14 protein-coding genes are annotated in these 18,658 nt (G+C 75.6%); 5 read left to right on the forward strand and 9 right to left on the reverse strand.

Annotated features, from left to right (window positions below; all coding sequences use genetic code 11):
• The first annotated feature begins 189 nt into the window (after positions 1-189).
• Together IF43_RS0130860 and IF43_RS0130865 are read left to right on the forward strand one after the other, a co-directional pair.
• Entirely contained in the window at positions 190-1,323 is a 1,134-nt protein-coding gene (locus tag IF43_RS0130860; protein ID WP_030208346.1) for a sensor histidine kinase, read from the forward strand.
• The gene (locus IF43_RS0130865; protein WP_030208348.1) at positions 1,320-1,982 is read left to right on the forward strand and encodes a response regulator transcription factor; all 663 of its coding nucleotides are present in this window, start codon (positions 1,320-1,322) and stop codon (positions 1,980-1,982) included. The genes IF43_RS0130860 and IF43_RS0130865 overlap by 4 nt, the downstream gene beginning before the upstream one ends.
• A 94-nt stretch (positions 1,983-2,076) precedes the next feature.
• Here IF43_RS0130865 and IF43_RS0130870 read toward each other — a convergent pair whose 3' ends face one another.
• From IF43_RS0130870 to IF43_RS0130910, 9 genes are all read right to left on the reverse strand, one after another.
• Positions 2,077-3,837, reverse strand: a complete 1,761-nt coding sequence (locus tag IF43_RS0130870) for an ABC transporter ATP-binding protein (protein WP_078910594.1) — start codon at positions 3,835-3,837, stop codon at positions 2,077-2,079.
• A 58-nt stretch (positions 3,838-3,895) separates the two neighbouring features.
• The gene (locus IF43_RS0130875) at positions 3,896-4,312 is read right to left on the reverse strand and encodes a lasso peptide biosynthesis B2 protein (RefSeq protein ID WP_030208353.1); all 417 of its coding nucleotides are present in this window, start codon (positions 4,310-4,312) and stop codon (positions 3,896-3,898) included.
• 34 nt (positions 4,313-4,346) lie between these two features.
• A complete protein-coding gene (locus IF43_RS0130880; RefSeq protein WP_030208356.1) occupies positions 4,347-4,604 on the reverse strand; it encodes a lasso peptide biosynthesis PqqD family chaperone in 258 nt (85 codons plus the stop codon).
• A gap of 4 nt (positions 4,605-4,608) precedes the next feature.
• Complete coding sequence (locus IF43_RS0130885) at positions 4,609-6,483, reverse strand: lasso peptide isopeptide bond-forming cyclase (RefSeq protein WP_037890783.1); 1,875 nt, start codon at positions 6,481-6,483, stop codon at positions 4,609-4,611.
• Between the two features lie 114 nt (positions 6,484-6,597).
• Positions 6,598-6,705, reverse strand: coding sequence for a keywimysin-related RiPP (locus tag IF43_RS41845; protein ID WP_158939584.1), 108 nt, complete (start codon positions 6,703-6,705; stop codon positions 6,598-6,600).
• Between the two features lie 359 nt (positions 6,706-7,064).
• Positions 7,065-9,272 (reverse strand): bifunctional polysaccharide deacetylase/glycosyltransferase family 2 protein, encoded by a 2,208-nt coding sequence (locus tag IF43_RS0130895; protein WP_234332597.1) that lies wholly within the window; start codon positions 9,270-9,272, stop codon positions 7,065-7,067.
• A 206-nt stretch (positions 9,273-9,478) separates the two neighbouring features.
• Positions 9,479-10,237 carry a hypothetical protein gene (locus IF43_RS0130900; RefSeq protein ID WP_030208363.1) on the reverse strand — a complete coding sequence of 253 codons (759 nt, stop codon included), beginning with the start codon at positions 10,235-10,237 and terminating at the stop codon, positions 9,479-9,481.
• 159 nt (positions 10,238-10,396) lie between these two features.
• The gene (locus IF43_RS38450; protein ID WP_158939586.1) at positions 10,397-11,371 is read right to left on the reverse strand and encodes a hypothetical protein; all 975 of its coding nucleotides are present in this window, start codon (positions 11,369-11,371) and stop codon (positions 10,397-10,399) included.
• On the reverse strand, positions 11,368-12,102 hold the full coding sequence (locus tag IF43_RS0130910; protein WP_051796496.1) for an RNA polymerase sigma factor: 735 nt from the start codon (positions 12,100-12,102) through the stop codon (positions 11,368-11,370). Before IF43_RS0130910 ends, IF43_RS38450 begins: the two co-directional genes overlap by 4 nt.
• A gap of 304 nt (positions 12,103-12,406) precedes the next feature.
• On the opposite strand from IF43_RS0130910, the gene IF43_RS0130915 reads away from it, so the two are divergent.
• The 3 genes from IF43_RS0130915 to IF43_RS0130925 all read left to right on the forward strand — a co-directional run bounded on the left by IF43_RS0130915 (position 12,407) and on the right by IF43_RS0130925 (position 18,465).
• The gene (locus IF43_RS0130915) at positions 12,407-13,219 is read left to right on the forward strand and encodes a S1 family peptidase (RefSeq protein WP_234332599.1); all 813 of its coding nucleotides are present in this window, start codon (positions 12,407-12,409) and stop codon (positions 13,217-13,219) included.
• 162 nt (positions 13,220-13,381) lie between these two features.
• The gene (locus IF43_RS0130920; RefSeq protein ID WP_078910595.1) at positions 13,382-15,967 is read left to right on the forward strand and encodes a SpoIIE family protein phosphatase; all 2,586 of its coding nucleotides are present in this window, start codon (positions 13,382-13,384) and stop codon (positions 15,965-15,967) included.
• Positions 15,964-18,465, forward strand: coding sequence for a SpoIIE family protein phosphatase (locus IF43_RS0130925; RefSeq protein WP_078910589.1), 2,502 nt, complete (start codon positions 15,964-15,966; stop codon positions 18,463-18,465). The genes IF43_RS0130920 and IF43_RS0130925 overlap by 4 nt, the downstream gene beginning before the upstream one ends.
• Positions 18,466-18,658: the final 193 nt, after the last annotated feature.

The raw sequence follows: 18,658 nt of genomic DNA on the forward strand, positions 1-18,658 counted from the left end.
CTCGACCGATCGTGTCCGCCGGACGCGCCTCCGGTCGTCCGGCAGCCGCAGACACTTCGCGCTGCCGCCGCTGCCGCAGCCGGCTACCGCGGCCGCGGCAGCAGCCCGGGACGTACCGCGGGCACGGTAGGAGGCCGGTCGTCCCCGAGCACGACGCGCCCGCGGCGGCAACCCGGTTAGGGTGCGCGCATGAGTGGACGGCGGTACGGCATCCCCGCCCGGGTCGGAGACGGGGCGATCGCCGTCGGTGTGGCGGCCCTGCTCCTGGGCACGGGACTGTCCGGGGGGCACCTTGGCACGGGCCCCGACCCTCTCGGCTACGCCCTGCTGGCGGTCGGCGGCCTCGCGCTGGTCGCGCGTCGCCGCGCTCCGCTGGCCGTTCTGGCCGTCACGGGGCTGTGTGCGGTGGGGTACCAGGCGGCCGGCTTCGACGTACTCTCCGTCGCGTACCTGGTCGCGGTGTACGGCGCCGTACGGGCCGGGCACCGCGCCCTCGCGGTGGCGGCGTCCGTGGCCGTGCTGGTCGTTCTCGCCCTGACGGCCCTGGTCTTCCGCGAGGGGCCTGCCGGCGAGGTGCTGGCACAGGCCCGGCACGTCCTCGAGCTCGCCTGGTTGATCGCGGCGTTCGCCGCGGGGGAGGCGGTGCGCCAGGCCGAGGCGCGGGCGGACGAGGCCGAGCGCACCCGGGAGGAGACCGCACGGCGCCGCGCCGACGAGGAACGGCTGCACATCGCACGGGAGTTGCACGACTCGCTCACCCATCAGATCTCGGTCGTCAAGGTGCAGTCAGAGGTCGCCGTCCACCTCGCCCTCAGGCGCGGCGAGCAGGTGCCGGAGGCTCTGCTGGCGATCCGGGAGGCCGGCCGTGAGGCGTCGAGGGAACTGCGCGCCACCCTGGAAGCGCTGCGCGACGACGACGCCGCCCCCGCCCCGCCCCGCGGACTCGACCACATCCCGGAGCTGGTGGAGCAGGCGGGCAGGGCCGGCCTGGAGGCGACCCTGACGATCGGGGGACAGCGGACCGACCTGCCGGCCGCCGTCGGCCGGACCGCCTACCGGATCGTCCAGGAGTCGCTGACCAACATCGCCCGGCACGCCGCCGCCGCGACCGCGTCGGTCCGGATCGACTACCGGCCCGACTCACTCGCCATCCGGGTCGACGACGACGGCAGGGCCACTCCGGACACGGTGCCGACGCCCGGTCTGGGGCTGCTCGGCATGCGGGAGCGCGTCACCGCACTCGGCGGCCGGCTGCGCGCTGAGCCGCGCAGCGGGCGCGGCTTCACCGTCCAGGCCGAGCTCCCCGTGGACCCCGCCTCGTGATCCGTGTCCTGCTGGTCGACGACCAGCCCCTCATCCGCAGCGGCTTCCGTGCGCTCCTCGATCTCGAGGACGACATCGAGGTGGTGGCCGAGGCCGCCGACGGCGCGGAGGGCCTGGCGCTCACCAGGCGACACCTGCCCGACATCGCGCTCATGGACATCCAGATGCCGGTGGTCGACGGCATCGAGGCCACCCGGCGCATCGCCGCGGACCCGGCGCTGGCCGGGGTGCACGTCGTCATCCTGACCAACTACGGCCTCGACGAACACGTCCTCGACGCGCTGCGCGCCGGCGCCGCCGGCTTCCTCGTCAAGGACATCGTGCCGGACGACTTCCTGCACGCCGTGCGCGTCGCCGCCCGCGGGGACGCCCTGCTCGCGCCGTCCATCACCCGCAAGCTGATCGACCGGTACATCACCGAGCCGCTCCACGCCGGTTCCGGCAGGGGTCTGGACGAGCTGACCAACCGCGAACGCGAGGCCGTGGCACTGGTCGCGCGGGGCCTGTCCAACGACGAGGTCGCCGCTCACATGGCGATCACCCCGCTGACCGCCAAGACCCACGTCAACCGGGCCATGGCCAAGCTCCACGCCCGTGACCGGGCCCAACTCGTGGTCCTCGCCTACGAATCCGGGTTGGTCGCGCCACGCGGCCCGTGACGGCCTCCGCCGGTCGAGGGCCGGCGCGGCCGCGGGGGGGGCCTGACGCGCGTGCATGCGGCGGGCCCGCCCCCGCGCTCCTGGGCGGCATCGGTCACCGGCCGTCCAGGAGCTGGGTGGCGGCCAGTTCGCGGTAGAGGGCGTCCGTGGCGAGGAGTTCGGTGTGGGTACCCACCGCCCGTACGCGGCCGGCCTCCATCACGACGATGCGGTCGGCCGTGGTGACCGTGGACAGGCGGTGGGCGACGACGAGGACGGTGGTGCGTCCCGCGACGTCGGCGATCGTGTCGCGCAGTGCCGCCTCGTTGGCGGCGTCGAGCTGCGAGGTGGCCTCGTCGAGCAGCAGCAGTCGCGGGCCGCGCAGCAGGGCCCGGGCGATCGCGACGCGTTGGCGCTCGCCGCCCGAGAGCCTGCTGCCGCGGTGTCCGACGTCGGTGTCGAGGCCGTGGGGCAACCGGTCCGTCACCGCGTCGAGGCGGGCGAGGCGCAGGACGCGGCGGAGTTCCTCCTCCGTGGCGTCGACGGCGCCCAGCGTCAGGTTCTCGCGCAGGGTGCCGGCGAGGACGGGCGTGTCCTGTTCCACGTATCCGATGGCCGCGCGGAGTTGGGCCAGGGGCCACTCCCGCAGGTCCCTGCCGTCCAGCAGTACGTGGCCGGCGTCCGGGTCGTAGAAGCGTTCGATGAGGGAGAAGACCGTGGTCTTGCCCGTGCCGGACGGGCCGACGAACGCGGTCAGGCCCCCGCCGGGGACGGTGAAGGAGACGCGGTGGTGGACCGGGGGCAGGCCGGGGCGGTAGGCGAAGCAGACGTCGCGGAAGGCCACGCGGGCGGGCGCCGGATCCGCGGGCGGGCGCCTCGTACGGCCCTCCCTCCCCCGGTGCGCGTCCTCGACCGCCTGAGATTCGCCCCCCGGACACTCGGGTCCCGGACACTCGGGTCCCGGAGAACCACCCCCCAGGGCCTCGACCTCCAGGGTCTCGACCTCGCGGATCCGGGCGGCGGCGGCCGCGCCGATCTGGAACTGGACGACTCCTTCCACCAGTTGGCCGATCCGGGGTGCGAGCGCGAAGACGTAGAGGAGGAAGGCGACCAGGGTGGAGACGCCGATGGCGCCCGAGGTGACGCGGGCGCCCCCGACGCCCAGCACGACCAGGAAGCAGACCTGTACGACGACCGCCGACAGGGTGGCGGACACCGCTTCCCAGGTGGCGGCGCGGACGCCGGTGCGCCGGGCGTGCTCGGCGGCCCGGTAGAGCGCCTGGGCCTCCTGGTGTTCGGCACTCGACGCCTTGATCGTACGGAAGGCGCCCAGGGCCCGTTCCAGTGCGGCGCCCATACGGCCGACCGCCTCCTGCGTGTGCCGGGTCGCCCGGCCGATCCGGGGGGCCACGACGGCGACGGCGAGGCCGACGAACGCGGTCACGCCGAGCGTGACGCCGAGCAGTACGGCGTCGAGCAGGCCCATCATGACCACCGTCGCGACGGTGACCAGGGTTCCGGTGACCGCGGCCGACACGGCCTGGGGCGCGCTCTGCCGGAGCAGCGCCGTGTCGGAGGTGACGCGGGAGATCAGGTCCCCCGGTTCGATGCGGTCCACCACCGGTACGCGCAGCGCCAGCAGCCGGTCGATCAGCCGGTGTCGCGCGCTGCAGACGACGGACTCCGCGGACCGGTCCAGCACGTAGTGGCCGAGGCCGGCGAGCATCCCTCCCGCCGCCACCAGCACGCTGAGGACGATCACCGGCCCGTAAGCAGGTGCTCCCCGCCCCATGTCGTCCATCACCTGTTTGGCCGCCATGGGCTGGGCCAGGCCGAGCACGCTGCCGAGCAGGCCCAGCAGGACGCCCGCCGCCATGCGGCCGCGCTGGGGTCGGAGGTGCCCGAGGAGGGCGAGCGAGGCAGGGGTCACGGGCTCACTCCACCGCGAAGAAGCGCTGGAAGTATCCGGCGGGCGTGCCCTCGCCGACGGGTTCGCCCTCGGCTTCCACCCAGGCGTGCGCGGCGAACGGCGGCCGGGTGCGCACGCCCACGCACCAGGTGGGCCACTGGCCGCGGCAGCGGCACAGCAGCACCGTGGCCAACGACCGCGGCAGGCAGCCCTTGTGCCCGCCCGCGGCCAGGCTCACGGCGAGCACCGTCTCCCGGGCCGCCGTCGCCTCGGCCAGGGTGGCGGGCCGGGCTCCGCGGCGGAGCCGGGCCAGGACGGCGCGGATCCGCCCGGGCGGCAGGACGGCGAGCACGTGGGCGCAGCCGATCAGGACGCGCGCCCCGAGGCGGCGGGCCGGGGGGACGGATCGGGGGCGGTAGGGGACGGCTTCCGGGGTCGACATCTGCGTATCCCTTCTCCGGGGCGGCCGGGTCCGGCTACGGGGTGATGAGCCCCGCGGAGCGGAGGTCCTCGACGATGCTCGCGACGTCCTGTGCGGCCACGTCGGCGGCCACGTCCTCGTACCGTTCGACGAGGACTGCTGCGGCCCGCTCGGCACCGTGGCCGTCCAGGAGCGTACGGAGCACGACGGCTGCCGCGGGGTTGAGGGTCCAGTACTCGGCGCTCTTCTGATCGAGCAGGGCCATGCCGTACTCGGTCTCGGTCAGCAGCACTCCGGACTTCAGGGTGCACATCGGCTCACCTTTCCCGTTCCGTCAGGGGTCGCGTCCGGGCGGGTGTCGTCTCCCTGGAGCGCAGCCATACCTCGCACGCCACGGTCGGGTGCAGCAGGTAGCTCTCCGTCTCGGCCGACAGGGCCCGGCGGCACCACGCGCGCAGGACCTCCGCGTCGACGAGGCCGAGCCGGGCGAGGCGCGAGTCCTCGCACAGCGCCAGCAGCCGGGCGCGGTGGCGGCGCAGCCCCACTTCCTCCTCGAAGGTGGCGTTGGCCTTGGTGCCGCGGGTGCGGCTCGCGTCGGGGACGACGCCACGCATGGCTTCGACGATCAGCGGCTTGTACCGCCACGGGGTGATCCTCTCCTGCGGCCGGACGGCCAGGGCCGCCTCGATCACCCGGTCGTCGTAGTAGGGGGCGGCCACCGTGACGCCCAGCGGCGCGGCCATCTGGCCGATGTGCCGGGTCCACTGGGAGATGCCGTCCATCGCGGCCAACTCCCGGTGCTCGCCGTGCCCGCGGCCGCGGGGCTCCGCTTCCGGGAGGTGGGCGCGGAGCAGCTCGCGTACGGCGTCCACGGCCTCGGGCGTGGCCCATTCCGGCATGCGGGGCGGCGCCGACCAGTCGAGCAGCGGTTCGTCCGCCGGGGCCGGGGGCGCGTCCAGGTCGCGCGCGACCCTGCCGAGCCAGGCCCGGTAGGAGCGGCGGTCCAGGAGCTGGCGCAGTACGCGCCGCCGGGACCACTGGTACTTGGCGGTGTATCCGCGCACGTCCCGCAGCGCGGTCAGGGGGCGGGTACGCACCAGCGCGTGCAGGCGGGCGGGCGCGCCGGCGAGGAGTTCGTCGCCGCCCAGGCCGGTCAGGTGCAGGCTCGATCCGCGGGCGGCCGCCAGGTCGATGATGTGCATGCGGCGGTTGCGGTCGACCGTGAGGATGCTGGGGGTGTCCAGGACGTCGTCGAGGGTGTCGATCCCGTCGAACGTCATGGCCAGGTCGGACGCGGGGACGACGTGGTGTTCGAGTGTCCCGATCGCCCGGGTGGTCCGGCGGGCCCAGTACACGTCGTCGCCGAGTTCGTCGTGGATGGCGGCGGTGTACGCCGCGACCTTCGCGTCCCCGCGGGCGGCGGCGCAGCAGACGGCGGTGGAGTCGAGCCCGCCCAGGTCGGCCGTGACCAGCTCGCGCCCGCGCGTGCGGACGGCGACGGCGGCGGTCAACGCCTCCCGGAAGCGGTCGGCGCCCTCGGCCAGGGACAGGTGCGGGTCGGGGGGCGACCACCAGCGGGTCGCCCGGGCCCGCCCGTCGGGGTCGAGCGTCAGGTAGTGGCCGCCGGGCTGGGCGTGTACGCCCTTCCACATGGAGGAGCCCGACAGCGGGTGCGGCACGCCCAGGGTGAGCAGTTCGAGGGCGAGCCTGCGTTCGTCGAGTTCGGCGCCGACCAGCTCGGCGAGTACGTCGGCCCGGTCGGCGGCCACGCTGACGCCGCCCGCCGCCGGGAAGGTGGCGTCGGTGAAGAAGACCCGTCTCAGGCCGACGACGCCGCCCTGGACCCGGACCCGGCCGCCGCTGCTGGCCACCAGGTGGAGGCTGCCGGCCCACGTGGCGCTGATGCGGTCGAGTGCCGACAGGGACGTGGCCTCGGCGGCGGCGGCTGCGCGCCGGGCCGCTTCGGCGGTGACGGAGTGTTCGCCGAGCACGGCGATGCGGGTTCCTCCGCACTCGCCCACCACCGCGCCGGTGGGTGCCCAGCGCCCCACCAGCCAGGGGCGCCCGGACCGGTGGTGCAGGCACTGGGTGGCGTGGGCGAGCGCTCTGGCGGCGACGGCGGCGGCCTCGTCGGTGTCGGGCAGGACGGTGAACCAGGTGGGCAGGGCCTGGAGCGACAGCGAGTCTTCCACGGCAACGGCCTCCGGTCGGCGACGTGCGGGGAGGGGGGTGTGGCCGGGTGGCGGCCGGGAGCCGCCACCCGGTGGCACGGACGCCGCTCTCAGCGGCGCGGCCGGGCCCTCACATCAGAGGAGCTGCTTGCCGCCGAGGACGTCCTTGGGTCCCGTGTTCTTGATCCCGGTCAGCTTGCGGAAGCTGCCGGCCTTGGTGAGGGTGGGGCGCTCATACGTCATGGTCGAACTCCTTTTCGCGTCGGGGGATGTGTGACGTGCATGCGCATGCGGTGGTTTCCCGGTCCGGAGACCGGTTCCGCTTGGCCACGCTAGGTACGGTGAGCGAATCATCACAACGGCGTGTTCGGCCGGTCCGCAGTGCGCCCGCGGCGCGCGCGTCGCCCTGCGCGCCACCCGAACCCTCCCCCCGCCGTCGGACCGGCTGGAACCCGGCCACGTACGCAACGCCCGCAACAGCGACGACGTAAAAGCATCTTTTCGGTCCGGCCCGTCCGCGTTCACGCGTTCCGGTCCCCTCCGGCGCCGCACCACGACGGGGCCCGCCCGGAGAACCGGGCGGGCCCCGTCGTGGTGGGTCGTCAGGAGGCGCCGGACGCCTCGCGCGGCTGCGTGCCCTGCGTGCCCTGCGTGCCCTGCGTTGCCTGCGTGCCCTGCTGGGGCGGGAGGCTGCCGTAGCGTTCCATGCGCTGCCAGCGCAGGCGGGAGCCTGCGACGGCCGTGTAGACGGACTGGATGACCACGAGGTACATCAGCTGCCGGTAGACGAACTGCTGGAGCGGCATGCTCCACAGCGGGCCGGGCCGCTCCCCGTCGAGGCGGAACGCGTAGAGCCCCAGCAGCAGTTGCAGGACCAGGAACCCGAACCAGAGCCCGACGATCCGCACCGGGTCCAGGAAGACCAGGCCGTACACGGCGAACACGTCCACGATCGGCGCCAGCAGCGGCAGCAGCACCTGGAAGAGGAGCAGGTAGATCAGACCGCGGCGGCCCAGCTTGCCGGCCTGGCCGCGCTGGACGAAGGCGCCGCGGTGCTTCCACATGGCCTGCAGGGTGCCGTAGCACCACCGGTAGCGCTGCTTCCACAGCGCGCCGAGCGAGGCCGGGGCCTCGGTCCAGGCCTTCGCGCGCTCTTCGTAGACCACCCGCCAGCCGGCCCTGCACAGCGCCATGGTGAGGTCGGTGTCCTCGGCGAGCGTGGTGTCGCCGACGCCGCCCACCCGCAGCAGGGCCGAGCGCCGGAAGGCACCGACGGCACCGGGCACGGTGGGCATGCACTCGGCGAGGTCGAACAGGCGGCGGTCCAGGTTGAAGCCGACCACGTACTCGATGTGCTGCCAGCGGCCCAGCAGGCCGCCCCGGTTGACCACCTTGGCGTTGCCGGAGACGGCGCCGACCGCGGGGTCCGCGAAGGGCTGGACGATCATCCGTACCGCGTCCGGCTCGAAGACGGTGTCCCCGTCGACCATGACGAGCAGCTCGTTCGTCGCCGCCGCGATGCCGGTGTTGAGCGCGGCCGGCTTGCCCGCGTTGAGCTGCCGGATGACCCGTACGCCGGGCAGCCCGAGGGACTCGACGAGGTCCGCCGTGCCGTCGGTGGAGCCGTCGTCGACGACGATGACCTCGACCGGGTGGTCGGAAGCGACCAGGGAGCGGACCGCCGCTTCGATGCCCGCACTCTCGTTGTACGCCGGCACGATGACGCTCACCGGTTCGGTCACGGGCTCGCCCCACGGCCCGCGCCGCCGCAGCCGCACGTGCCGGCGGGCCGCCGCGAAGACGGCGATCGCGCGCAGCAGGCTGATCGCGCCGGCCGCCCACAGCAGCCAGGTGATCACGTCCAGGGTCCAGTCGGTGCTGCGCACGGCGGTCACCAGTGCGCGCCCCTGCCACTGGTCGGCGGCCACGGCCGGCCGCTCGGCGGCGGGGAGGGCGACCGCCTGGCCGACGGTGGCGAAGCGGAAGCCGGCGGCCTGGAGCCGGGGCAGCAGCCGCTCCAGGGCGGCGACCGTCTGGCTGCGGTCGCCGCCCGCGTCGTGCATGAGGACGATCTGGCCGGCCGTGCCCCTGGGGGTGGCCTTGGCGACGATCCGGTCGGTGCCGGGCCGCTTCCAGTCCTCGCTGTCGAGGGTCGTCAGGACCGTGAGGTAGCCCTCGTGCCCGGCAGCCTGGACCGCCCGCCAGTCGGCGTCGGTGAGCGCGGCGTTGGAGGAGGAGTACGGGGGCCGCATCAGCGGGGTGGTCACCCCGGTGGCGCCGACGATGGCGAGCTGGGTCTGGCGCAGTTCCAGCGAGCGCCGCCAGGCGGGTGACTGCCCCAGGTTGGTGTGGGTGTAGGAGTGCACCCCGATCTGGTGGCCCTCCGCGACGATCCGGCGGGCGAGCTCCGGGTGCTCGGCGACCCGCGTGCCGACGGTGAAGAAGGTCGCCTTCACGTGGTGGCGGCGCAGCACGTCGAGGACCTTCGGGGTCCAGACCGGATCGGGCCCGTCGTCGAAGGTGAGCGCGATGGTGCGGGCGGCGGGGGCGGCCGTGCGGGCGGCCGAGCCGTCGATGACCGGGCCGCCCTCGACGATCCCGTCCGGTACGCCGGTGTCCGGGCCCTGGGCCTGGACGGCACCGTCGGCCGTGCTGTCGAACATGTGCCGGGAGTACCCCTGCAGCAGCAGCGCGGCCGACAGCGTGAGGACCAGTGTGGCGAGCAGGAGCCAGTGGGTTCGCGGGGTGACGTCGCGTACGGAGGGGCGCCGGCCGGAGTGCTGTCGGGAACGGCGACGGATGGGGGACACGGGTGTTTCCTGCCTGCTGCTGTGCGGTGAAGGGAAGTGGCGGTGGGGGGGTGAGTGCCGTGGGGTGGGTGCCCTGGGGTGGTTGCCCTGTGGTGGGGGCCCTGGGGTGGGTGCCGTACGGCGCGCGGCGCTGCTGCGCACGCGGATGGCCGCACCCCGGTCCCGGCCGCGGGCCGGCGGGCCGGCGGGCCGAGGGGGCGGCCCGGCTACGGCGTGGGGGTCGGCTGGTGCGGGTTGCGCGAGGGCTTGGGCTTGGACTTGGCGATCCCGGAACGGCCGGGACCGGTCGCCGCGGGCGTCGGGCTGGCGTCCGGGCTCGGGGACGGGCCCGCCGTACCGGTCGGCGAGGGCGTCGCGGACGGGGAGGCCGACGGCGTGGTGGAGCCGGAGGCGGAGGGGCCGGTGCTCGGCCGTGGCTTCGTGCCGCGGCCTGCCTTCGCCGGGACGAGCAGGCCGGGGCGGGAGGGGCCGTGGTGCCGCGCGGAACCGTGGGACGCACCGGCCGCGGTCGGGGTGGTGGTGGGGTCCGGCTCGGCGTCGGCCATGTCGGCGGCCGGGGGCGCGGGCAGCGGCAGGAAGGGCAGGTGGACGGTGGGTCCGCCCAGCAGGGTGCTGACGAGGACCACGACGTAGGCGGCGGCCGGCAGCACGAGCAGGCGTCCGATGCGGCGCACCCGGCGCGGGCGGCGCCCGGAGGCGTCGACGAAGACCGGCCGGTCGGCGGTGCCGGTCCCGGGCGCTGCGGCGGGCGCGGCGTCTGCGGGGGCGGCGGCGGGCGCGGGCCCGAGGTCCGCGGGAGCGGGCAGGGCGGCGGTGACGTCGGGCACGGCGGCGAGGAGGGCGGTCGGGGCTTCGTCCCCAGCCGCGGGTGCGGCGTCGGGCGTCGTGGCGGTGTCCGGCCCGGCACCGCCCGCCAGGGGTATCGGCAGGGTGTCCGGGGCCGGATCGGCAAGGCGTGGCTGCATGGGAGGCCTCTGCGGTCGGGGGTCGCGGCCGTGGATGGCGGCCGGACCGGGGACCAGCCGCTGCCCCGGAGGGGACGGGACGGGCGGGCTGGACGTGTCGGGTGGTGCGGGGCGTACGGGGGGCGGGGGCCGCGGCGGCGCGGCCCCCGCCCCCGTACGTCAGCGGGCGGGGTCGGCGCCCGGGTCCCGGCCCTTGGCGGGCGGGGCGGGCTTGCGCTCCGACGGCTTCGACGGACGGGTCCGCGGTGCCTTCGGTGCGTGGGTCGGGTGGGCGGGACGGGATGTGTGGACGGGGTGCGTCGGGTGGGCGGGATGCGTCGGTTGGGCCGGGTTGCCGGGCTGCTTGCCGCGTCCCCCGGGGCTCGGATGGGCCCCGGGACCGCCCCCCTTGCCGGGGTGCGTGGGCGACGGCGAGGGCGCCGGGCTGGGGCCCGCGGACGGGCCGCGCAGCACCGGGGCGCAGTACGCCGGTACGTCGTCCGGGCCGCCCGCGGCCGCGACCAGGGCGGCGTACCGCTGCCCGGCCAGGGCCTGCGCGGCCTGTGCCCCGGTCAGTCGGCCGTACCCGCGGCAGAGCGCGGCGAGCTCGCCGGTGGGCGCGGACGCGTCGGGCCGGTAGCCGGGGTCCCGGCGCGTGCCGGGGGAGCCGGAGGCGGTGCCACCGGGGGTGGAGGCGGTCGGCCGCGCTTCGGCGCGGTCGTCGCCGCCCCCGCCGAGCACGGCGGGCAGGTGGCCGGTGCCGGCGGCGAGCGCGAAGCCGCCGAGCGCGGTGACGGCGGCCGCGGCCACCACCTTCACGCTCAGGAGCTGCGCCAGCGCTGCCACGGGCATCGGCCGCCTCCGGGATTCTCTCGGTACTGCTGGGACAGGTGGGACAGGTGGGTCTGCGAGGACCGGTGGAACTGCTGCTGGATCTCGTACGGACAGGGCTGCGTGTTCGGCGTCGAGGCGAGCGGCCCGGAACGCGGCCAGTGCCGCCCGCTGGCCGGGAAGCTCCCCCTCCGCCACGGGTGCGCTGGCGGCGGCGAGCAGTCCGGCGAGGGCCTCGTGGCCGGCCGCCGCTCCGACCTCGCGCGCGCCGAGCAGCTGCTCAGCGGTGTCGCGGTCGATCCGACGGGGTCGGTTGGTGCTCATCTCACGCCCTTCAGCGTTGAGGCCTTCACTCTTGTCACTCGTTTGGCGGAATTTTTTTCCTCCGGCTGTCCGGAGCGTCGTCCGCGGCCCCGTTCCGGGGCCCGCCGGCCCGCTTCCGGGGCCGACGCGGCGGCGCCCGAGGACGGTGGCGGGTTCCGCTCGACGAGCTTGGCGAGCTTGCGCAGGCCCCGGTGGGCGGCCATGCGCACGGCGCCCGCGCGCTTGCCGAGGACGCGCGCGGCGCTCTCGGCGTCCAGGTCCATGACCACCCGCAGCAGCACCGCCTCGGCCTGGTCGCGCGGCAGGGTGGCGATCAGCGCGAGGGCGGCGGCGGTGCCGGCGCCCGCGATGGCCGCGCCCTCGGTGTCGTCGCCCGACGCCCGGTCCAGCAGCTCCTCCACCGGCACGCTCACGGCCGGCCGGCGGCGACGGGCGCGCAGCATGTCCATCGCGCGGTTGCGGGCGATGGTCGCGGCCCAGCCGCGGAAGTTGTCGAAGTCGCCCCGGAACGACCCCAGATCGCGTGCGATCTGCAGCCACGCCTCGGAGGCCACGTCCTCCGCGTCCGCACCGACCAGGACCGTCAGGTAGCGCAGCAACCCCGGCTGCACCGCCCGGAAAACCTTCTCAAATGCCCCCTCATCGCCCTCCTGAGCGGCTATCAGCTGTGCGGACAGGTCCTCGGGTGCGCGCTGGCGCGGCACTCCGGAACCGCCCGACTCCTCCCCCATGTCGGCATCGCCGAACTCCTCCGCATACTGCACCGGGACATGATGCGGCATGCCCGGCCCCGGGCCGCGCCCGCTCTTGTGCGCCTCCCGGTCCGCCGCGATACTCAGCCGGCAGCGCACTTGTCAGGAACACGCCATTCTGACTGCGCCTCACAGGGCCCGGCCACCCACCGGACCGCGACGCTCCGAGGAGGAGAACGTGAGGATCACGCGCACCGCTTCCCCCTTCCCCCACGACGGGACCGCCACCCCCGCTCCCCGCCCCGCCCCGCGCGGACGCCGCGCGGCCACGGCCCTCGCCGCTGTGGGCCTGCTGGCGTCCACCGCGCTCGGGCTGCCCGCGGCCCAGGCAGCCCCCCGCGCCCCCGAGGCCACCCAGCTCGCCGCGGTCGACCAGGCCGTGCTCCGCGCGGACGTCGGCGGCACCGCCTGGTACGTGGACCGGGCCGCCGGAACCGTCGTGGTCACGGCCGACAGCACCGTCACCCGGGCCGGCCTGGCGAAGCTCCGCAGGGCCGCCGGCGCCACCCCCGGAGCCCTCCGGATCGAGCGGACCCCGGGCAGGTTCACGCCACTCCTCGGCCCCGGCGACGCCGTCTACGGCGGCGGCTACCGGTGCTCGGTGGCGTTCAACGTCGTGAGCGGCGGGACGTACTCGTTCCTGACCGCGGGCCACTGCGGCAACGTCGCGAACACCTGGTACGCCAACGCGTCCCAGACCACCCTGATCGGGCCCACCACCGGCTCCAGCTTCCCCGGCAACGACTACGCGCTGGTGCGCTACGACAACACCTCCCTCAGCCACCCCGGCGGATTCACTGCCGCGAACGCCTACGTGGGTGAGCCGGTAAAGCGGAGCGGCTCCACCACCGGCACCAGGAGCGGTACGGTCACGGCCCTCGACGCCACGGTCCACTACAGCGGGGGCGGCACCGTGCGGGGCATGATCCAGACGAACGTCTGCGCGGAGCCCGGCGACTCGGGCGGCGCGCTCTACGACGGCACGAAGGCGCTGGGCATCACCTCCGGCGGCAGCGGGAACTGCTCGACCGGCGGCACCACCTTCTACCAGCCGGTGCCGGAGGCCCTCGCCAAGTACAAGGTCTCCCTGTACTGAGCCCGGCCGGCGGGCGTCGCTCCGGCCCCCGGACCGGCGCCCGCCCGGCCCGCGGACCGGTGGCCGACGGATCGAGGCCGCCCACCCGCCGACCCGCCACGGCTTCACAGGGGCGAAGGCGCGGCGCGTGCGGGCAGGCGGGTGAACGCGGGTGCGCGCGAGATGCGGGCGCGGGTGGCCCTGGCGCATGCTGGCTGTGTGAACGGCCGAGCTCCGGACGGACTGGCCCTGGTGCTCGCCCACTCCGTCGTGGGCGCGATCGAGTCCGTGGGCGGGTACGCCGGGGGCGTGTTCCTGCGCACGGAGACCGCCGGACTGCTGCGGCTGGCCGTGCTCGCGGGGCTGCCCGCACCCCTGTTCCGCCCGTGGTGGCGGATGCACGTGAACCGCCCGTTCCCGGTCGCGGAGGCGTACCGCACGGGCCAGGGCGTCCACCTCGCGGACGCCGAAGAGGCCATGCGGCGCTTCCCGCAGCTGATGGCCGGGCTGCCCTACACCTTCGGGTCCTCGTACGAGCCGCTGGTCGGCGGGCCGGGCGCGACGGGCGAGAAGTACGGGGTCCTGATGGTCCTGCGCCGTGACACCCCGGGGGCCCAGGTGGCCGAGGCCGACCAGGCCCGGATGCGGCGGGTCGCGCACCGACTGGCCGAGCACCTCGACCGGCTGGCACGCCGGGGCACGGCCGTGACGTGGGCGGACGAGCCGGTGGCCGTGCAGCTGCCCGCCCCGCTGGCGCCGCCCGCACCGGTGGGAGGCTTCACCTGGGACCCGGAGAGCGGGGTCGTCACGGCCGACGCGCAGCTGTGCGCCGCCCTGGGTACGGATCCCGACCGCTTCCCGGGCACCGTCGAGGCGCTGACCGCCGGCTGGGCTCCGGCGGAGGTGCTGGCGCTGCACGTCCTGGCCAGGCAGCTGACGGGCGGCCCGGAAGGCCCCGACGGGCCGCCCCCCGGCCCCGGCGTGCCCCTGCGGCTGCGGCTGTCCGGCCCCGCCGGCCGCATCCGGCTGTTGGAGCTCTCACCCACCGAGGACGTCGCCCCCGGGGCTCCGACCGCCACTCCCGGGGGCCCGACCGCCCCGAGAACCCCGGCCGCCACCCCCCTCCCCCTGTCCGGCCGCCTGATCGACCTCGGCGACGAGCCGCTCGGCGGCGAGATCACCGACCAGCTGCCGCACTCCTTCCTCGGCCTCGACCGCCTCGGCCGCATCACGTACGTGAACGAGGCCGCCGTCGCCCTGCTCGGCCGGAGCCGTCCCACCCTCGTCGGCCGGGTGCTGTGGGAGGCCCTTCCGTGGTTCGGCCAAGCGGCGTACGAGGACTTCTTCCGGGCCGCGCTGATCGCCGAGGACCCGGTCCAGTTCCTGGCCCGCAGCACCCCGGACGAGTGGGTGGCGGTGTCCCTGCACCCGGTGCCGGGCGGTGTGACCGTGATGCTCGCGGCCACCGAGCGCTCCGCGTACGCACCGAGTTCCGTGGTCCGGCCGGTGAGCGGGCTCGGCTCGCCGGCCGACCGCGCCACCGCGCTCTACCGCCCGGTGGCCCTGGCCATCGCGCTCACCGAGGCGGTGACGGCACGCCAGGTCTCCGCCGTGGTCACGGAGGAGCTGCTGCCCGCCTTCGGCGGCCGCCAGTTGGCGATCTACCTGCTCAACGAGCGCCACCTGTACCTGGCCTGGGAGACCGGCTTCCCGCAGGGCTTCCTGGACCGCTTCGACGGGGTGTCCCTCGACGCACGGCTGCCCGGGGTCGAGACCCTGACGACCGGCCGGCCGCTGTTCTTCGAGTCCATGGAGCACCTGGCCGCCGCCTACCCGGGCATCCCCCTCGACGCCCACATCGGCGCCCGGGCCTTCCTGCCGCTCATCGCCTCCGGCCGGCCGGTGGGCTCGTGCATCCTCGGCTTCGACGCGCCGCGCGGCTTCAGCCTCGAGGAGCGCACCGTGCTCACGGCGCTGGCCGGCCTGATCGCCCAGGCCCTCGAACGCGCCCAGCGCTACGACACCGAGGCCGCGCTCGCCCGGGGCCTGCAGGACGCGCTGCTGCCGCACCGGCTGCTGGTGCGCGAGAACGTCGACACCGTCGGCCGCTACCTGCCGGGCACCCAGGGCATGGAGGTGGGCGGCGACTGGTACGACGTGATCGAGACCGGCACCGGACTGCTCGCGCTGGTCATCGGCGACGTCCAGGGCCACGGGGTGAACGCGGCCGGCACGATGGGCCAACTGCGCAGTGCGGTACGGGCCTTCTCGCTCAGCAGCGAGGATCCGCAGACCGTGATGAGCGGCACGAACCGGCTGCTGATCGACCTCGATCCCGGCCAGTTCGCCAGCTGCTGCTACGTGGTGCTCGACCCCGCGACCGGGCAGGCGCACGCGGTCCGGGCCGGCCACCCGCCGCCGCTGCTGCGCCGGCCGGACGGCCGGACCGAGGTGCTCGACCTGGCGGGCGGAGTGGTGCTCGGCGTGGACGACGGGGCGAGCTACCCCGTCACCGAGCTGCACCTCGACCCCGGCGCGGTGCTGGCGCTGTTCACCGACGGGCTGGTGGAGCACGCCGGTGAGGACATCGACGAGGGCGTGGAGCGGCTGCGCCGGGCACTCGCGGAGGCCGGCGACACGCCGCTGGCCGCCACCGCCGACCGACTGATCGCCGAGGCCGGGCGGGCGCCGGAGCGGCCGGACGACATCGCACTCCTGCTCGCCGCCCGCTGGGGCGGGTCCGCACGCGAAGGGGGCGGAGGCACGTGAGGCGACCGGACCGGGAACCAGCCGCGGGCGCGGCGGCGCACCCGGCCGCCGGGGCGGCTGCCCCGCCCGGCCGCGGGCCCGTGGCCGGACCGGGCGACGGCCGGGTCCCCGGGCCCGACCCCGGCGGGGGCACCGAGCCGGGCGGCGACCCGCGCGGCCCCCTCCACGTGGCCCACGCGGCCACCGCGGTGCTCGGCGCGGACGGCCGGGTGCTGGGCTGGAGCGCGGCCGCCGAGGCCCTGCTCGGCTACCCGGCGGGCGACGTGCTGGGCCGCCCGGCCGGGGCGTACGTCGTCCGCGCGGGCGACGGCCCGGCTCCCGCCGTCGCCTTCGCCCCCGGCTCGCGTACCGTCGCGCTGCGGCACCGGGCCGGCCACGGGGTGCGGGTCCGGTTGACGGTCCTGCCGCTGACCACTGCGGACGCCTCCCCGCCCGATCCGGCCGCCCCGGCGCGCCTGGTCGCGATGGCCGACGCCGCCGAGAACGAGCGCTGGGAGGCGCTGCAGTCCATGCTCGCCGGCCTGGCCACCCAGTCCCCCATCGGCCTGGCGATCTACGGCATCGGGCTCCGCGTCGTGTGGACCAACCAGGCGCTGGTCGAGGAGATGGGCAGCACGCAGTACGTGGGCCGGTCCCCCGACGAGATGGTGACCCACGGCCAGGTGCTCACCCCCGGCAGCCCGCCGACCCTGGTGGAGACCCTGCGCCGGGTTCTGGAGACCGGCGAGCCGGTGATCGACCTGCACTACCGGGGCCGCGCCCCGGTCGATCCGGACCGCTTCCGGGTGTGGTCCTGCTCGTACTACCGGCTGCAGGACGCCTCGGGCACCCCGCTCGGCGTGTGCGAGGAGTCGGTGGAGATCACCGAGCGCTATCTCGCCCAGCAGCGCCTGGACCTGCTGGTACGGGCGGGCAGCACGGTCGGCGTCACGCTCGACATGGCCCGCACCGCGCGCGAACTGGCGGCCGTGGCGGTGCCGCGGTTCGCCGACGCGGTGGCGGTGGACCTGCTGGAGCAGGTGCTGGAGGGCGAGCGGCCGGCTCCCGGCGAGGTCCCCGAAGGCCCGCTGGTACGGGTGGCGGCGGCCCCGGACGACCGGCCGGCCCCGCGGCCGGCGGCCGGCACCCCCCAGGCCCGGGCGCTGTCGGCGGCCGCCGCGGTGCGCGAGACCGGCGACGGGGTCAGGCTGGTCGCCGTACCGCTGCGCGTGGAGGGTGCGGTGCTGGGCGTGGTCACCTTCAGCTGGGAGGACCGCTCCGACCCGTTCGACCCGGGCGAGCTCGCCGTCGCCGAGGAGTTGGTGGCCCGTACGGCCGTCTGCGTGGACAACGCCCGCCGCTACACGCGCGAGCACACCGCGGCCCTGATGCTCCAGCGCAGTCTGCTGCCCCGGCTGCTGCCGCGGCTGACGGCGGTGGAGCTCGCCTACCGCTACCTGCCGGCCGACAGCCGGGCCGGGGTGGGCGGCGACTGGTTCGACGTGATCGCGCTGTCCGGGACCCGGGTGGGACTGGTCGTCGGCGACGTCGTCGGGCACGGGCTGCGGGCCGCGGCGACCATGGGGCGGCTGCGGACCAGCGTACGGGCGCTGGCCCGGCTCGACCTGGCGCCGGACGAGCTCCTCGGCCGCCTGGACGACCTGGTGGCCCAGGCGGCCAACGAGCGGGCCGCGGTGCTCGTCGAGGGCGAGAGCGTGCCGTACGACGAGGCGCTCGGGGTGACGTGCCTGTACGCCGTGTACGACCCGGTCGCCGGCACCTGCACGATGGCCCGGGCCGGGCACCCGGCGCCGGCGGTGGTGGACCCGGAGACCGACGCGGTGACCTTCCCCGACCTGCCGGCCGGGCCCCCGCTGGGGCTGGGCGGGCTGCCCTTCGAGTCGACGGAGCTGGTGCTGCCGCGGGGCAGCCTGCTGGCCCTGTTCACCGACGGTCTGGTGCGGGGCCGGGACCGGGACGTGGACGAGCAGCTGGCGGCCCTGGGGGCCGTGCTGGTCGGCCACCGGCGGCCGTTGGACGAGCTGTGCGACGACGCGGTGGCCACGCTGCTGCCGCGGCCGGTGGACGACGACGCCGCCCTGCTCCTGGTCCGCACCCACACGTTGGACGAGCACCAGGTGGCGTCCTGGGAGTTGGCCTCCGATCCCCGGCTGGTCGCCCGCGCCCGCGAACTGGCGCTGCAGCAGGTCACCGAATGGGGTCTGGACGAGTTGGGGTTCACCACCGAACTGGTGGTGAGCGAGCTGGTGACGAACGCCGTGCGGTACGGCGGGGCGGGCCCGGTGCAACTGCGCCTGATCCGCGACCAGACCCTGATCTGCGAGGTCTCCGACACCGGGCACACCTCGCCGCACCTGCGCCGGGCCGCCCTCGAGGACGAGGGTGGCCGGGGCCTGTTCCTCATCGCGCACATGACGCAGCAGTGGGGCACCCGGTACACCGCGACCGGCAAGACGATCTGGGCCGAGCAGGCCCTGCCCGTCACGCGGCCGTCCTGAGCCGGTCCTGCTTCGGTCTGCTTCGGGCCGCTTGGGGCTGCTTGGGGCTGCTTGGGGCTGCTTGGGGCTGTTTCCGTCATCCTGCGCCCGGCCCGTGCCGGCCTCGGGTCACTCCCGGGTCCACAAGGTCCGCGATCGGCAACAGCGCAATCGCGGGTGGGTGACGAAGGGTGGACGGGGATTACCCTGCGGG

It is taken from the genome of Streptomyces sp. NRRL S-87, from assembly GCF_000719335.1.
In the GTDB taxonomy this organism is placed as follows: Bacteria; Actinomycetota; Actinomycetes; order Streptomycetales; family Streptomycetaceae; genus Streptomyces.

Coding starts and splice junctions, on each gene's coding strand:
- IF43_RS0130860 (WP_030208346.1), top strand. CDS start 190: ATGAGTGGACGGCGGTACGGCATCCCCGCCCGGGTCGGAGACGGGGCG.
- IF43_RS0130870 (WP_078910594.1), bottom strand. CDS start 3,837: ATGGCGGCGGGCGTCCTGCTGGGCCTGCTCGGCAGCGTGCTCGGCCTG.
- IF43_RS0130875 (WP_030208353.1), bottom strand. CDS start 4,312: ATGTCGACCCCGGAAGCCGTCCCCTACCGCCCCCGATCCGTCCCCCCG.
- IF43_RS0130880 (WP_030208356.1), bottom strand. CDS start 4,604: ATGTGCACCCTGAAGTCCGGAGTGCTGCTGACCGAGACCGAGTACGGC.
- IF43_RS41845 (WP_158939584.1), bottom strand. CDS start 6,705: ATGACGTATGAGCGCCCCACCCTCACCAAGGCCGGCAGCTTCCGCAAG.
- IF43_RS0130900 (WP_030208363.1), bottom strand. CDS start 10,237: ATGCAGCCACGCCTTGCCGATCCGGCCCCGGACACCCTGCCGATACCC.
- IF43_RS38450 (WP_158939586.1), bottom strand. CDS start 11,371: ATGAGCACCAACCGACCCCGTCGGATCGACCGCGACACCGCTGAGCAG.
- IF43_RS0130910 (WP_051796496.1), bottom strand. CDS start 12,102: ATGGGGGAGGAGTCGGGCGGTTCCGGAGTGCCGCGCCAGCGCGCACCC.
- IF43_RS0130920 (WP_078910595.1), top strand. CDS start 13,382: ATGCGGGCGCGGGTGGCCCTGGCGCATGCTGGCTGTGTGAACGGCCGA.